Origin of the sequence: Tessaracoccus sp. (assembly GCF_016714275.1) — a bacterium.
In the GTDB taxonomy this organism is placed as follows: domain Bacteria; phylum Actinomycetota; class Actinomycetes; order Propionibacteriales; family Propionibacteriaceae; genus Arachnia.
Genome location: NZ_JADJNP010000002.1, coordinates 444,979 through 459,465 on the forward strand (window position 1 = coordinate 444,979; position 14,487 = coordinate 459,465).

Here is a 14,487-nt window from a genome sequence, read left to right on the forward strand (position 1 = left end):
GAGAGCGGCCTCGCGCCGAGAGGCGTTCCGCGGTCCGGCTCCTTTCCACACAGGCCCGGCACTTCGCGCGGGAGCCTGGCTCAAGGAGCGGCGATGGTCACCTGGGGCGGGTACAAGCCCATCACCTGCAGCGCCGCGGAGTGGTTCTCCTCGTCGGAGCCGGCGCATCCCGCCGCCACGACGGTGATGGTGGCACCCGAGTCCGCAGCGGGGAGCACTGTTGAGATCACGCAGCAGTCGGTGGAGACCCCGGTGATGACAAGGTGCGGCGCCTCGCCGACGATGTCGCTGATCGCGTCCCACTTGCCGAACGTCGGCGCGTCCACGACGACGGCCTTGACGGCTGCCAACTCGGGGACGAGGTCGAAGTACGGGTCATCCGCCGGGCGGTCGGCGAACGGCCACGCCTTCATGTAGGCGTCCCACGAGCCGACACGTTCGCCTGGTGCAGGCGGCACCCAGCGCGTGAGGATGGTGCGACCCTCATACAACCGCAGGAGCCGCTGAATCTCCGCCAGCGCGCCGGGCCACATGGCCGAACCCCACTCGCTGTCCGGGTCGGCGAAGATGCGCTGCCCGTCGATCACGACGAGCCAGGGATCCTGCGACGGCGTGGGACTCCCAGACCCGACCGGCCCAAGCTCGGCCTGGTCCTGCGGTGCGGCGTGTGCGGTCATGGCGCAGAGTCTGGCACGAGCGCGCCGAGGAAGTCGTCGATCTCGGCCCTGGTCGGCGACGTCGCCGGGCCCAGCCGCGTCACGGTGATGGCACCGGCCACGTTCGCCCGCCGACACGCCTCCACCCAGCTCGTCCCGTCGGCGCGCTCCGCGACCAGCACGCCGGTGTGCGCGTCGCCTGCGCCGTTGGTATCGACCGGCCTCCGGGGAAACCCGGGCACGACGGTAGTCAAGCCGTCGGTACGCACGGCGCAGCCCGCAGGGCCGTCGCGGACGATCGACACGGCGTCTGACGGGAGGAGCCGCGCGACGGCGTCGGCCGACTCGGCCATCCCTTCGACCCCGGTGAGATCGGTAGCCTCCTCCTGATTCGATGTCCATACCGTCGTCGCGGCGAGCACCCGCGTCCGGTCGCCGTTGGGCAGGTCCGCGAACACGGCGCCGGGGTCGAGGACCACCTCGACGCCGGCGGGCAGGGTCTCGAGCCAGGCCAACAGCGGGTCGCGGGTCGAGGCGACGGCGAGGCTATAGCCGGTGAGGCAAACCAGATCGCCGGGCTCGGGGCGCGACGATGCCAGCGCCTCGACCGTCAGCGCCCGCTCCGCGCCCTGCATCGTGACGAACGTGCGCTCACCGCTCGGCTCGACGAGGACGACGCACAACGCGGTGTCCTGGTCCGCTACCGCGGCAGCGGTCCAGCCGACGCCCTCAGCCGCAAGCGCGGCGCGCACGAGGTCGCCGTTCGGACCGGTGCCGATCGTCCCGGCGTGGACGCACGCGGCGCCGGAACGCGCGGCGGCGGCGAGAATGTTGACGGCTCCCCCCGCGGCCTGGTCCCAACCGCCGGCCATGACATTCTGGCCGCGGGCCGGGAGGTCGGGGACCTGGGCAGTGGCGTCGACGAGCGCCTGGCCTGTGTGGATCACGCGTGGCATGGGTTGAGGGTATCTGGCACCCTTGGCCTGTGAGCTACATGCAAGATGAAGGCTGGTTCCGGATCGGCCGCGTGCACGTCACGACGACCGTCGGGGTTGTCCTGCTGGGCGCCCTCGGAATGTTGGCCGCCGTCGTCCTCAGCGGACTACCTGCTGCACTGTTCTACGTCCCGCAGCACCTGGCCGTCGCGCAGGTCTGGCGCGTGTTCACCTGGCCGCTCGCCGACAGCGTCTCCTTTTGGAGCGTGCTGAACCTCTTCTTCCTGTGGCTCTTCGGCCGCGACCTGGAGTCCCAGGTCGGTCGTTCCCGCATGGCCTGGCTGTTCGTCGGGATCTGGCTGTCCATCACCGTCTCCGTCAGCCTGGTCGGCACCATCCTCCCGGGCGCCGTGGCCGCGGGGCTGCAGCTCGTCGAGTTCGCGATTCTGCTGCTCTGGATCGCCGAGTCCCCCATGCGCCAGTTCATGTTCGGTATCCGCGCCTGGGTGTTCGGTGCCGTCCTGCTGGGCATCCAGGTCCTGCAGCTGATCGGTTCCCGGATGTGGCCGACTCTGATCAGCCTCCTGCTCTCCCTCGCTCTCTCCGCCATCGCGGCCCGCGCCGTCGGGCTGCTCGACGCGTACGCGTGGATCCCCGGTGGCGGCCGCCCGGCGACGCCCTCCGCTCCCCGGCCTGCCAAGGCGGCAAAGCCCATGAAGGCGCACACCCATGCGCAGCACAACGCACCGAAGCGCCACGTCAGCGACGAGGAACGCATCGACCAGCTGCTCGACAAGATCAACGCCGAGGGCATCGGTTCGCTCACCAAGGGCGAGCGCGCAGAACTGGAGAAGCTGCGTCAACGTCGTCGATGACGGCACACATGGAGTTCTGACGCGCGAACCCCCTCTTCCTGCTCGATCGGGCAGGAAGAGGGGGTTCGCGCGTCACCTCTCCATTCGTTTCGACACGGGCCGGCGCTTCGCGCGGGTCCCCGAAACAACGAGCGGTCAGGCGCGCTGAACGGCGCCGAATCGCTCAACTGCGACGGCGACCGCGCGCTGGCGGGCGCCCGCGGCCTCGGCGTCGGTAAGCGTCCTGTTGGCGCGGAAGCGCAGCGCGAACGCCAGCGACTTCTTGCCCTCACCCACCTGGTCGCCCGTATAGACGTCGAACAGCGACAGGGACTCCAGCAGGTCCCCCGCCCCCTCGGCCAGTGCCGCGCGCACATCGGCGGCCGACACCTCGTCGTCGACGATCAGCGCCACGTCCTCCTTGGCCAGCGGGAAGCTCGCCAGCGACCCGATCCTGCCACCATCGACAGCGTGCGCCAGCAGCGCATCCAGGTCCAGCTCGACGGCGGCCGCGCGGGCCGGGAGACGGTAAGCGGCGATCACCGCGGGGTGCAGCTCGCCCGCGTAGCCGACGACCGCGCCGTCGACGCTGAACTCGGCGCAGCGGCCAGGATGCCAGGGCGCCTGCTCCGCGTTACGCCTCGTCAGGCGGATGCCCACGGCCGCGGCGGCCTGCTCCGCGAACGCGACGACGTGCGTCCAGTCCGCGACGACGGCGGCTCCCTGCCATCCCGCGGCGCGCCAGTTGCCGGTCACGACCGCGGCGATGTGCTGCGGCTGCGCGGGCAACGCGGCGTCGATGGCGGCCAACTCGTCGCCGGACGGGCGCTGCGCCACGCTCGGGCGCGGCGCCCCGGGCTCGTCGCCGTCGAAGAACACGCGGCCCTGTTCGAAGAGCGCGAGGTCGGTGAGGCTGCGCGAGGTGTTGCGCGCGACCGCCGAGAACAGCCCGGGCAGCAGCGTGGTGCGCACGTAGCCGTGGGTCTCGGAAAGCGGGTTGGCGAGGCCCACGAGGGCGCGGCGCGGGTCATCGGCGGGGAGACCCAGCTGGTCCAGCTCACCAGTGGAGGCGAACGGCAGGGTCAGCACCTCGGTAAACCCGAGCTGCGCGACCGCACGGAGCACGGCGCGACGGTTGCGGATCGCGGGGTCCAGGCCGCGGGTCTCCTTCGGCACGGGCAGGCTGAGGCCGATCGCGTCGTAGCCGACGTGGCGTCCCACCTCCTCGACGACGTCATAGGGGTCGACGAGGTCACCGCGCCAGCTGGGCGCGGTCACTGTGAGAGAGTCACCCAGGGCCGTGACCTCGATGCCCGCGGCGGCCAGCAGCCGCATGGTGCACTCCTGCTCGACCTTCGTGCCCAACACGGCGGAGATCAGGCCGGAACGCAGCGCGACCCGGTGCGGCGCGGGCGCCGAGCCGACGATGGTCTCGGCCGTCACCTGACCACCGCCGTGCGCGACGAGCAGCTTCGCCGCCCGCTTGGCCGCCGCGTAGGGCAGTTGCGGGTCGACGCCGCGCTCGAAGCGCTTGGAGGCCTCCGAGGGCAGGCCGTGACGGCGGAAGGTGCGCGAGACGGTGGCGCCGTCGAAGTGCGCGGCCTCCAACACGATGGTCGTCGTGACCTCGGAGACCTCGGTGGTCTCACCGCCCATGACGCCGGCCAGGCCGATCGGTCCCGAGTCGTCGGTGATCAGCAGATCGTCGGCATCACACGCGCGGTCCTGGCCGTCAAGCGTCGTCAGCCGCTCCCCCGCCTGCGCGAGGCGGACACGGATGGGGCCGTCGAGCTTCGCACCGTCGTAGGCGTGCAGCGGCTGGCCGGACTCGAGCATGACGTAGTTGGTCACGTCGACCGCGAGCGAGATGGAACGCACGCCCGAGGCGCGGAGGCGCTGGGCCATCCAGTCGGGGCTGGGCGCGGCGGGATCGATGCCGTCGATCGTCAGCGCGACGAACGCCGAACAGCGGTCCGACTCCAGCACGATCGGGTAGCCGCTATCGACCGGCGCGGGCAGCGCCTCGCGGTACCGGTCCTTGTAGCTGACGCCATTGGCAATGGCCGCCTCGCGGGCGAGGCCGCGCAACGAGAGGCAGTAGCTGAGGTCCGGCGTCACGTCGATGTCGAGCACCTCGTCCGCGGTCCACAGCAAGTCGATCGCGTCCGTGCCTGGGTCGGCGAAGCCCGCGGGCAGCACGATGATGCCGCTGTGGTCGTCGCCCAGGCCGAGCTCGACCTCCGAGCAGATCATGCCGTCGGAGACGTGACCATAGGTCTTGCGGGCCGCGATGGCGAAGTCGCCCGGCAGGACGGTGCCGGGAAGCGCGACGACGACGAGGTCGCCCTCGTCGAAGTTGTGCGCGCCGCAGACGATGCCGCGGCTCGCCGGGAACTCGTCGGTGGCGGGATCGTTCTGCGCGCCCACGTCGACGCGGCAGTAGCGGATGACCTTGCCGTTCTTCTGCGGCTCGTTCGAGATGCTGAGCACGCGGCCGACCGTCAGGTTGCCCGTGACGGGCGCGGCGACGACGTCGACATGCTCGACGGTGAGGCCGACGGCGGTGAACTGGTCGGCCAGCTGCGCCGTGGTGACGTCGGACGGCAGCGTGACGAGGTCACGCAGCCACGAGATCGGGGCCTTCATCGGACACCTCCCAGGATGGAACGGCTGAAGCGGACGTCGCCCTCGACGAAATCGCGGAGGTCGGGGGCGCCGGTGCGGAACATGACGGTGCGGTCGACGCCCATGCCGAACGCGAAGCCTGAGTACACGTCCGGGTCGACGCCGCAGGCGGCGAGCACCCGCGGGTTGACGACGCCGCAGCCGCCCCACTCGATCCAGCCCTCGGACCTGCAGGTCCGGCAGGGGGCGTCCGGGTTGCCGACCGAGGCGCCGTGGCACACGAAGCACTCGAGATCGACCTCGCCGGAGGGCTCGGTGAACGGAAAGTAGTGCGGGCGCATGCGCGTCTTCACGTCCCCGAACATGGCCTTGGCAAGGTGGTCGAGCGTCCCGCGCAGGTCGGCCATGGAGATGCCTTTGTCGACGACGAGGCCCTCCAACTGATGGAAGACGGGCAGGTGCGTGGCATCGTACTCGTCGGCACGGAACACCTTGCCAGGGCTGATCACGTACAGCGGGACGCCGCGCTCGAGGATGGCGCGCACCTGCACCGGCGAGGTCTGGGTGCGCAGCAGCTTGCCGGCCGACGGCGGGTCGACCCACAGCGTGTCCTGCAACGCGCGCGCCGGGTGATCCGGGGCGAGGTTCAGGGCGTCGAAGTTGTACCACTCGGCCTCGAGCTGCGGGCCGTCGGCGACCTCCCAGCCCATGGCGACGAAGACGTCGATCATCTCGTCGATGAGCGTGGTCACGGGGTGCAGCGCACCCTGGGGAGCGAGGTCCACGGGCAGGGTCATGTCGACGCGTTCGGCGCGGAGGGCAGCCGCAAGCTCCACCTCGGCCAACGCATCCTGACGAGCGGCGACGGCCTTGTTGACGGCGCCCCGCGCCTGGCCGACACGCTGACCAGCCTCCTTGCGTGCCTGCGGGGGAAGCGCCCCGATCTCGCGGTTCGCCAGCGCTAGCGGCGACGTGTCGCCCGCGTGGGCGAGGCGCGCCTGCTTCAGCTCGGCGGTGGTGCCTGCCGCGGCGATCGCGGCCAGCGCGTCGGCCACGTATCCCTCGATGGCCGACGCGCTGAGCGCGGCAACCTGCTTGGGGTCGAAGTTGTCGTTAGGCCCTGACATGGGACCCTCCTTCTCGTCTCTGCGCGGATGCGGTGGCGTACAGGCACACCGCCGCGGCGCTGGAAAGGTTGAGGCTCTCGGCCTGTCCCCACATGGGGACAGCCACCACCTCGTCGGCGAGCCGTGCGTCCTCGGCGGGGAGCCCCCACGCCTCATTGCCCATGATCCAGGCGATGGGCCCGCTGAGCTCGCCGGCAGCAGCCTTGAGGTCAAGGGCCTCGCCGTCGCCGTCGGCCGCGAGCACCGTCATGCCCATGGCCTTGACCTTTGCGACGGCGTCCGCGAGCGGGATCCCCGTGAGGATCGGCATGTGGAACAAACTGCCGACGGTGGAGCGCACCGTCTTCGGGTTGTAGATCTCGACGCTCCCGCTGGTGAGGATGACGCCGTCGGCGCCAAACGCGTCGGCGCAACGGATCACCGTTCCCGCGTTGCCCGGGTCACGGACCTGGGCGCAGATCACGACGAGCTTGGCGCCGTCGAGGGCTTCCCAGCCAAAGTCGAGCTGACGCACGACCGCGATGATGCCCTGCGGGGTGACGGTGTCACTGAGCTGGCGCATCTGGTGCTGCGTGGCGACCCAGACCGGCACCTCTAGGCCCTCGATGAGGTCAGCGTGCTTGACAGGGTCCTCGACGATCAGCTCCTGGACGAGGCCGTCGGCAGCGAGCGCCTCGCGGACGGCCTGACGGCCCTCGGCGAGGAAGGCGCGCGCGACGTCGCGGCCCCGGCGCTGCGTCAAACGACGAACCGAACGCAGCACCGAGGCCGGGAGGCCAAGGGCGGCGTTCGGTTCGTTGCTCACTCGCGCGCCTTTCAGGCGGCCGCGGGCTGGTTGTCCTTGGCGATGGCGACCAGGGCGTTAAACGCGGCGACGTCGGTGACGGCCAGATCGGCCAGGATCTTGCGATCCACCTCGACGCCCGCGTTCTTCAGACCGTTGATGAAACGGTTGTAGGTCATGCCCTCAGCGCGGGCAGCGGCGTTGATCCGCTGGATCCACAGGCCGCGGAAGTCGCCCTTCTTGGCGCGACGGTCACGGTAGCTGTAGGTGGCGGAGTGGAGCATCTGCTCCTTCGCCTTGCGGTACAGACGCGACCGCTGGCCACGGTAGCCGGAGGCCAGCTCGAGAACTTCGCGGCGCTTCTTCTTCGCATTCACAGAACGCTTCACGCGTGCCATGGGGTACTCCTTGGGTTAGTCGGCGCGGGCCGACGGGGTGGTTCGGGGACGATCGGGGGTGTGGGCTCAGCGGCCCTTGTGCTTGCCAAGGAGCTTGCGCACCTTCTTGGCGTCGGCAGAGGCAACCGCGACGGGCGCCTGCAGGGCGCGGATGCGCCGCGAGGTCTTGTGCTCGTTGAGGTGGCCGAGGTTGGCCTGACGACGCAGGAGCTTGCCGGTCCCGGTGGTCTTGAACCGCTTCTTCGCGCCGGAGTGCGACTTCATCTTCGGCATTGTTTGGCTCGCTTTCTTAGTTGTGATTCGGCCTCGTCAGAGGTCGATGTCAGGGTCCATGTTGTCTGCGGGGCCGCGGCGCCTCTTGGGCGCCTGATCGGCGTGGCCGGACGCGGCACGAATCTGGGCCTCGGCGGCCCGCTCCTGCTCGGCGTGCGACTGGCGCTCGGCCATGCGGCGGTCACGATCGGCTGCCTGGTCGACGCGCGCCTCTGTCTTCTTCTTGGTGGGGCCGAGCACCATCAGCATGTTGCGGCCGTCCTGCTTCGGCGCCGCCTCGACGTAGCCGAACTCTGCGACGTCGGTGGCGAGGCGCTGCAGCAGCGCCATGCCGAGCTCCGGGCGCGACTGCTCGCGGCCGCGGAACATGATGGTGATCTTCACCTTGTCGCCGGCCTTGAGGAAGCGGACGACGTGGCCCTTCTTCGTGTCGTAGTCGTGCTGGTCGATCTTGAGGCGCAGCTTCATCTCCTTGGTGGAGATGTTGGACTGGTTGCGGCGGGCGTCGCGCACCTTCTGCGCCGCCTCGTACTTGAACTTGCCGTAGTCCATCAGCTTGGCGACCGGAGGCCTGGCCATCGGGGCGACTTCGACAAGATCCAGATCGTTCTCCGCGGCGAGGCGCAGGGCGTCCTCGACGCGCACGATGCCGACCTGCTCGCCGTTGGGGCCGACGAGCCGGACTTCGGGTACTCGGATGCGATCATTGATCCGCGGTTCGGTGCTGATGGGTCCTCCACAAGGGTTTCGTTGGTGGCCACGACGAAAAGGCCCCCGCGCATGCGGAGGCCTCTAACACCGTTCAGCGCGCAGGGCAGACCCCGCGTCTGGTCAGTGACCCGGCCGCTCTGGCAGCACGGGTGGGAGAGACTCCACTTGCTCGGACGGTCAGACCGCCGATTGACAGTCGCCTATGCTACTTGCCAGACGCGGGATCGCCAAACCACCGAGACGTCCGCTTGCCGAGCCGGCCCTTAGCGCGGCTGCCACCGTCGGTTCGACGTCGGATCTCCAGCTACCGCGGCGGCATGCGTCGGTATAGCGACGCATTCCGCCGCACAACGCCCGCCGACGATCGGCTAGGGTCGTACGACGTCAAACCGTGGGCGTGGGCGAGGGCAAGCAGGGTGCGCCGGCTCAACCAGCGGGGCTCAGCCCTCGCGCTCTGCCTTCAACTGCTCGGCCTGCTCGTGGGCGACCTCCGCGAGGCGGGCGGACACCAGCGACAGTGCCTCCTCGAAGGCCTCTGCGCGGAGTCGGGCCTTGCCGCCCTTCGGGTACGCCGCGCCGCGGCCGCCCTTCTCAGCGACGTTGCGCGCAGCCTTGCGCCGGTAGTTGGTCGTGTGCTTGTTACGCGCGCGCCGGACCCTGCGATGCAGCGCGATCAGACCGTCCTCGTCGAGCTGGTTCATCCGCTCCGGCTCGATCTCGCGCATCAGGTCCTTCTCGGAGTCCTTCAGCACCCACAGGTAGTCCTGCATGTCCGCCTCTTCCTTGATGGTCGGTGGTTGCGCTCAGCCTAGTGGTCCGCGGGTTGCTCGGGCTTGATCCACGCGAACTCGCCGGCGTCCAACTCGACGAGGGCGTGGCCGTCCGCCAGCCGGGTAAGCGGATCGCCGTCGATCACGAACGGAACAGGACCCGCAGGGTCGATCAGCAACCGCGAGGCGCCCGCCGCCTCGACGGTGGCGGCCAGCTCGTCCAGAAGGCACGCAACCGGGCGCGCGTCGGGCTGCCAGGCACGCAGCGAGTCGATCCCCGTGAACGCCAACAGGTAGCTCCCCGACTCATCTGTCAGCGTCACCGCCGCCATCTCCGCGTGACGGTCCGGGTCGGGCGCGGTGCCGCCGTCGTCGCCGCTCGCCACGATCGGCAGTAGGAGCCTCGACGTGCATAGCGCCACGATGGCGCGGACGTACCCCTGTTGATCGACGGCGTTCGCGAGAGCCGTCCTCGTCACCGGGTCGGGTTCGCCGTGGTCGCCCGCGAACCGCGAACTGGGCTGAGCGAGCGTCCGAAGATCCATGGGGTGAGGGTATCCGGTGTGGAAGACTGGGCGCATGTCTGTCGTCATGCTCGTCTCCATCGGCCTCGCCGTGCTGTTCGCCGCCGCGACGGTGGGGTTCACCTCTCGATCGCGGTCGGCGCGGACCGCGGTGATCGGGATCGGCTGGACGGCTCTGCCGATCGGGCTGTGGCTCACGGGCGTGACGGACCTCACCATCAACGGCATCGCGTCGCTCGTCGCCTGGTTCCAGCGCACGCCGTTCACGACGGCGACGGCGTGGGGCCTCGGCCTGCTGATCGGCGGCATCGTGTTCGTCGTCGTCGGCGCCATGCTGCCCAAGAAGGATCCGGCCGAGCGCCCGCGGAAGCAGGTGAAGCCCGCAGATGCCGGCCGCAGCGCCGTGCCTCCGGTCAAGACCGGGCAGCGACCCCAGGTGCAAGGCGGCCAGCCCGCGAAGCCTGCGCCCGCCGCCAAGCCCGCGCCAAAGCAGGCTCAGAAGGGCCTGGACCCCGAGGACGCCGAGATCGAGGAGTTGCTCCGCAAGCGCGGAATCATGTGACGTCCTGGCTCGTGGCGCCGTGGGCCACCAGCCAGCGGCGCAGCTCGATCACCTTGCGCTGGCCGGCCTCGCCCTCGAGGAACTGGATGGCGAGCACCGGCTGACGCTTCAGGCCGCCGTCGCGCTTGATCAGCAGCGACGACCACGCGTCACCCGATCGCAGCCGCAGTCCCGCGATTTCGTGGACCGAATAGCGCCGCACCAGCGGGCCGTTGCGCACGACGACCTCGTCGCCAGACGCCCACAGGCGCGAGTACCCGACCGACAGCATGACCGCGATCATGAAGAAGATGAAGAACAGCAGCGTCCCGGCCTGTGGCCAGGTGATCTCGCTGCGGATCTCCGGCCCCAGTTGGTACCAGCCGAACATCGCGAAGGACAGCAGCACCATCGACAGCACGACGGCCGTCATCAACGCAGGCGGGCTCGCGTAGGACAGGCGGTCCGGGATGGGGTGGGGATCCGGGTCCGGCGCCCCTTGAGCACCCGCATCGTCGGGACGGGGATCCTCGCCCGGCAGCGGGCCGCCGCCCTGCTCGTCGCTCACAGCCGGCAGGCGGCCAGCTCGGTCAGCAGAATGCCGCGAGCCCCCGCGTCGTAGAGACGATCCATGAGCAGGTGCGCACCCTTGCGCGGGACGAGCACGCGCACGGCGCACCAGCCCTCCTTGTGGAGCTTCGACACCGTCGGGCCCTCGACCCCGGGCGCGAGGTCCGTCGTCGCAGCCAGGTCGGCCTCGGCCACGTTGTAGTCCATCATCAGGAAGTTCTGGGCCACGAGAACCGAGTTCAGGCGCGTCTCCAGCGCCTCGGCGCCTTCCGGCAGGTCCGTGCCCGTGCGCTGGATGAGCACCGCCTCGGAGGTGCAGATGGCGCCGTCGAGCATCTCGAGACCCGCGCGACGCAGCGTCGTTCCGGTGTCGACGACGTCGGCCACGACGTCGGCGACGCCCAGCCTGATGGCCGACTCGACGGCCCCGTCGAGCTTGACGAGGTCCGCCTCAATGCCCTGCTCCGCGAGATACGTCCCCAGGAGGCCCGGGTAGGACGTGGCGATGCGCTTGCCCTGCAGGTCCGCGACCGTCATCCGCGAGCCGCCGACGGCCGCGAACCGGAAGCGCGAACCGGCGAACCCGAGCTGCATGATCTCGGTGGCCTGGGCGCCCGAGTCGAGCAGCATGTCGCGACCGGTGATCCCGAGGTCGAGGTCGCCGCGGCCGATGTAGACGGCGATGTCGCGAGGGCGCAGGTAGTAGAACTCGACGCCGTGATCCGCGTCGATCAGCGTCAGGTCCTTCGGGTCGGTGCGCTGGCGGTAGCCGGCGGCGCGCAGCATGGCGGCGCCGGGCTCGGCCAGGGCGCCCTTGTTGGGGACGGCGATGCGGAGCATTCGGTCACTGGTCACAGTGTTCACCCTTGTCAGAGGTAAGAGGTATCAGAGGTAGCGGTAGATGTCGTCGAGGTCGAGGTCGAGGGCCAGCATCATCACCTGGAGGTGGTAGAGCAGCTGGCTGATCTCCTCGGCGGCCTGTTCCTTCGATTCGTGCTCGGAGGCCATCCAGACCTCGGCGGCCTCCTCGACGATCTTCTTTCCGATCGCGTGCACCCCGGCGTCCAGACGCGCGACGGTGCCCGACCCCTCGGGCCGGGTGCGGGCGGTCTCAGAGAGTTGCTCGAAGAGCTGGTCGAACGTCTTCACGAGGCCTCAGCCTATCGAATGCGAGCCCACGCCCGCCTATCGGTCAGAGCGCGATCCCCAACAACGCGTCGACGGCCGTGCGCACCAGGACGGGAGCCTCGGCGTCGTCACCGCCCTCGAGCGAGGCCTCGACCCATTGATCGACGGCGTCCAACGCGGCCGGGGCGTCGAGATCGTCGCGGAGCGCGCGGCGCATCGCGGCCAGCAGCGGCCCGGCCGGGGCGCCTATCCCCCGCGCCGCGGCCTCGCGCCACCGCGCAAGGCGGGCCTCGGCGACCGGGAGCTGCTCGGGCGTCCAGTCCCAGTCGGAGCGGTAGTGGTGGTTCATCAGCGCGAGCCGGATGGCCATCGGGTCGCCGCCCGCGTGGCGGAGACGGCTGACGAGTTCCAGGTTGCCCTTCGACTTGCTCATCTTCTCGCCGTGCAGCCCGACCATGCCCGAGTGCACGAACGCCTCGGCCAGCGGCTCCCCCGCGGCGACGACGCCCTCGGCGGCCGACATCTCGTGGTGCGGGAAGATCAGGTCACGGCCTCCGCCCTGGACGTCGAAGTTCGCGCCGAGGTAGCGCAACGCGATGGCGGTGCACTCGATGTGCCAACCGGGACGGCCCGCGCCGAGAGCCGAGTTCCAGCTGGGCTCGTCGGGCCGGGCGAAGCGCCAGACGAGACAGTCGAGCGGGTGCCGCTTGCCCGGGCGCTCCGGGTCTCCCCCGTTGGCCGCGCACAAGGGGATCATCGCATCCTCGTCCAAGTGGGAGATGCCGCCGAACCCGGGCGCCGCCACGGTGTTGAAGTACCAGTCCGGGTGCTCGGGATCCTCCACCTGGTAGACCAGCCCGCTCTCCACAAGGTGCTCGATCAGCTCGACCACGCAGGAGATGGACTCGACCGCGCCGATGTAGTGATCCGGCGGGATGACACGCAGGTCGACCATGTCGCTGCGGAACAGCTCAGTCTGGTCCTCGGCCAGCTCCTCCCATTCCTGGCCGGTGGCGGCCGCGCGCTCCAACAGCGGGTCGTCGACATCCGTCACGTTCTGCGTGTAGTTGACGGCGAGGCCGAGGTCGCGCCAGGCGCGGTTGATCAGGTCGAACGCCACATACGTGTTCGCGTGGCCGAGGTGAGTGGCGTCGTACGGCGTGATACCGCAGACGTACATGCGGGCGACGTCGTCCTTGGGGCCGACGGGGACGATCCGCCTAGCCGCGGTGTCGTAGAGGCTGAGCCCCTCGGGGACGTCCTCCGACGGCGGGAGGCTAGGGACGGCGACATCAGCCCAGGCATACATGTGCGTAAACCTACCGGCTACAGCGGCGGCCACGGGATGCTGGGCCAGCGGCCGGACGGGGTCGGGAACGCGTCCGCGGCCAGGATCGCGGCGGCCCGGCCGCGGAAAGCCGCCCACTCCTCTTCCGCGAGTCCGGGGGCGATGGGCGCAGTGATTTCCCTAGCCAAAGCGAGAATGGCGCGTTCGTCGTCGGTCAGAGGGTCGCCCGCCCAGCCCCAGAGGATCGTGCGCAGCTTGTCGTCGACGTGCAGGCTCACTCCGTGGTCGACGCCCCGCACACGTTCGCCGTCGGCGATGAGGTGGGCGCCCTTACGGTCCGAGTTGTTGAGCAGCGCGTCGAACAGCGCGACGCGGCGGAGGCGGGGATCGTCGCGGTGGGCGAGCACGACGGTGGCGCCGTCCTCCGTGGTTCCCGCGACGATCGGCATCCAGGCCTCGGTGAGCTGCTCCGGCGGCATGAGTCCGATCAGGTCGGACGGCTCGCCGTCGATCCACGCCTGTGCGGACCCCTCTCCCAAGGGCCCCTCGCACCACACCGTCTCCGGCACGATCTCGAGGCCCAGCTCCTCCGAGAGCGCGTACGCGGCGACCTCGCGCCGCCCCAGCGTCTCCGACGGGAAGTCCCAGAGGGGCGCCTCGCCGGCGACGGGCTTGTAGACCCAGCGCACCCGCGACTCATCCTCGGCGAGGAAGGTGCCGTTCGAGGCCTCCACGAGGCGGCCCACCAGCCGCAGCTCCCCCTGAGGCCCGGTCATGAAAACAGCGGACCCCGGTAGCCGTTGGCGCGCGGGCAGATGTGGGTCGAGCCGTCGAGCGGCTGGCCGCAGGCAGGGCACGGTGGTCGGCCGGAAGCCACGACGACGGCGGCTCGGCCCGAGAACTCGCGCGCCATGACCGGGGTCAGCCGGATCTGAAGGAGCGAGTTGTCGGCGTCCTCGGACTCATCGTCGGCATCCACCGAGATCAGTTCGAGCACCAGCCGGCCGGAGTCCTGGTCCCATGCCAGGCCGATGGCCGACGCACGAAACGCGACGGTGACCGGCGCGTCCAGCGGGCCGAGGTCGAGGGGATCGCCCGGGGGAGGGACGTCGCGGCCGAGCTCGGCCAGCTGGTCGAGTACCTCGCCGACCCTCAGCCCCAGCAGCTGCGCCTGCTGCTTCTCGACGGCGACCGCGGCGAGCCTGCTGCCCTGCGCCACCTGGATCAGGAACAGCCGGTTGCCGGGCGGGCCGACGGTGCCGACAATGCAGCGGTCCGGCCGGTCGAACTCCAGGAACATGGC

The 14,487-nt window shown here is 70.1% G+C and carries 18 protein-coding genes; 2 read left to right on the plus strand and 16 right to left on the minus strand.

Going from position 1 to position 14,487, the window contains the following annotated elements:
* Positions 1-80: 80 nt before the first annotated feature.
* Together IPJ61_RS10680 and IPJ61_RS10685 are read right to left on the minus strand one after the other, a co-directional pair.
* The gene (locus tag IPJ61_RS10680; protein ID WP_297106819.1) at positions 81-677 is read right to left on the minus strand and encodes a cysteine hydrolase family protein; all 597 of its coding nucleotides are present in this window, start codon (positions 675-677) and stop codon (positions 81-83) included.
* Positions 674-1,612, minus strand: coding sequence for a PfkB family carbohydrate kinase (locus IPJ61_RS10685; protein ID WP_297106822.1), 939 nt, complete (start codon positions 1,610-1,612; stop codon positions 674-676). Before IPJ61_RS10685 ends, IPJ61_RS10680 begins: the two co-directional genes overlap by 4 nt.
* Positions 1,613-1,650: 38 nt before the next feature.
* Between IPJ61_RS10685 and IPJ61_RS10690 the strand changes: the two genes are divergently transcribed.
* Complete coding sequence (locus IPJ61_RS10690; RefSeq protein ID WP_297108144.1) at positions 1,651-2,466, plus strand: rhomboid family intramembrane serine protease; 816 nt, start codon at positions 1,651-1,653, stop codon at positions 2,464-2,466.
* 135 nt (positions 2,467-2,601) lie between these two features.
* Here the strand turns inward: IPJ61_RS10690 and pheT are convergent, their stop codons facing one another.
* The 8 genes from pheT to IPJ61_RS10730 all read right to left on the minus strand — a co-directional run bounded on the left by pheT (position 2,602) and on the right by IPJ61_RS10730 (position 9,678).
* Complete coding sequence (gene pheT, locus IPJ61_RS10695; RefSeq protein ID WP_297106824.1) at positions 2,602-5,091, minus strand: phenylalanine--tRNA ligase subunit beta; 2,490 nt, start codon at positions 5,089-5,091, stop codon at positions 2,602-2,604.
* Complete coding sequence (gene pheS / locus IPJ61_RS10700) at positions 5,088-6,197, minus strand: phenylalanine--tRNA ligase subunit alpha (RefSeq protein WP_297106829.1); 1,110 nt, start codon at positions 6,195-6,197, stop codon at positions 5,088-5,090. Before pheS ends, pheT begins: the two co-directional genes overlap by 4 nt.
* Entirely contained in the window at positions 6,184-7,002 is an 819-nt protein-coding gene (locus IPJ61_RS10705) for a TrmH family RNA methyltransferase (RefSeq protein ID WP_297106832.1), read from the minus strand. Before IPJ61_RS10705 ends, pheS begins: the two co-directional genes overlap by 14 nt.
* A gap of 11 nt (positions 7,003-7,013) precedes the next feature.
* Positions 7,014-7,379 (minus strand): 50S ribosomal protein L20, encoded by a 366-nt coding sequence (rplT, locus tag IPJ61_RS10710; protein WP_297106835.1) that lies wholly within the window; start codon positions 7,377-7,379, stop codon positions 7,014-7,016.
* A gap of 66 nt (positions 7,380-7,445) precedes the next feature.
* Complete coding sequence (gene rpmI / locus IPJ61_RS10715) at positions 7,446-7,652, minus strand: 50S ribosomal protein L35 (protein ID WP_297106838.1); 207 nt, start codon at positions 7,650-7,652, stop codon at positions 7,446-7,448.
* 36 nt (positions 7,653-7,688) lie between these two features.
* Positions 7,689-8,381, minus strand: coding sequence for a translation initiation factor IF-3 (gene infC / locus IPJ61_RS10720; RefSeq protein WP_297108147.1), 693 nt, complete (start codon positions 8,379-8,381; stop codon positions 7,689-7,691).
* Between the two features lie 422 nt (positions 8,382-8,803).
* Positions 8,804-9,133 (minus strand): hypothetical protein, encoded by a 330-nt coding sequence (locus IPJ61_RS10725; RefSeq protein WP_297106841.1) that lies wholly within the window; start codon positions 9,131-9,133, stop codon positions 8,804-8,806.
* Between the two features lie 38 nt (positions 9,134-9,171).
* On the minus strand, positions 9,172-9,678 hold the full coding sequence (locus IPJ61_RS10730) for an SseB family protein (RefSeq protein ID WP_297106844.1): 507 nt from the start codon (positions 9,676-9,678) through the stop codon (positions 9,172-9,174).
* 34 nt (positions 9,679-9,712) lie between these two features.
* Between IPJ61_RS10730 and IPJ61_RS10735 the strand changes: the two genes are divergently transcribed.
* The gene (locus IPJ61_RS10735) at positions 9,713-10,219 is read left to right on the plus strand and encodes a hypothetical protein (protein WP_297106847.1); all 507 of its coding nucleotides are present in this window, start codon (positions 9,713-9,715) and stop codon (positions 10,217-10,219) included.
* Here the strand turns inward: IPJ61_RS10735 and IPJ61_RS10740 are convergent.
* The 6 genes from IPJ61_RS10740 to IPJ61_RS10765 are packed head-to-tail and all read right to left on the minus strand — an operon-like array spanning position 10,212 to position 14,484.
* Positions 10,212-10,766: a hypothetical protein gene (locus IPJ61_RS10740; RefSeq protein WP_297106848.1), complete on the minus strand. Its 555-nt coding sequence runs from the start codon at positions 10,764-10,766 to the stop codon at positions 10,212-10,214. The two genes, IPJ61_RS10735 and IPJ61_RS10740, sit on opposite strands and share 8 nt — an antisense overlap.
* The gene (gene hisG, locus IPJ61_RS10745) at positions 10,763-11,608 is read right to left on the minus strand and encodes an ATP phosphoribosyltransferase (protein WP_297108150.1); all 846 of its coding nucleotides are present in this window, start codon (positions 11,606-11,608) and stop codon (positions 10,763-10,765) included. Before hisG ends, IPJ61_RS10740 begins: the two co-directional genes overlap by 4 nt.
* A gap of 45 nt (positions 11,609-11,653) precedes the next feature.
* Positions 11,654-11,917 (minus strand): phosphoribosyl-ATP diphosphatase, encoded by a 264-nt coding sequence (locus tag IPJ61_RS10750; RefSeq protein ID WP_297106850.1) that lies wholly within the window; start codon positions 11,915-11,917, stop codon positions 11,654-11,656.
* Between the two features lie 43 nt (positions 11,918-11,960).
* Complete coding sequence (gene mshC / locus IPJ61_RS10755) at positions 11,961-13,205, minus strand: cysteine--1-D-myo-inosityl 2-amino-2-deoxy-alpha-D-glucopyranoside ligase (RefSeq protein ID WP_297106854.1); 1,245 nt, start codon at positions 13,203-13,205, stop codon at positions 11,961-11,963.
* 17 nt (positions 13,206-13,222) lie between these two features.
* Positions 13,223-13,960, minus strand: a complete 738-nt coding sequence (locus tag IPJ61_RS10760; RefSeq protein ID WP_297106856.1) for an SCO1664 family protein — start codon at positions 13,958-13,960, stop codon at positions 13,223-13,225.
* Complete coding sequence (locus IPJ61_RS10765) at positions 13,957-14,484, minus strand: DUF3090 domain-containing protein (RefSeq protein WP_297106859.1); 528 nt, start codon at positions 14,482-14,484, stop codon at positions 13,957-13,959. The genes IPJ61_RS10760 and IPJ61_RS10765 overlap by 4 nt, the downstream gene beginning before the upstream one ends.
* Positions 14,485-14,487 lie beyond the last annotated feature (3 nt).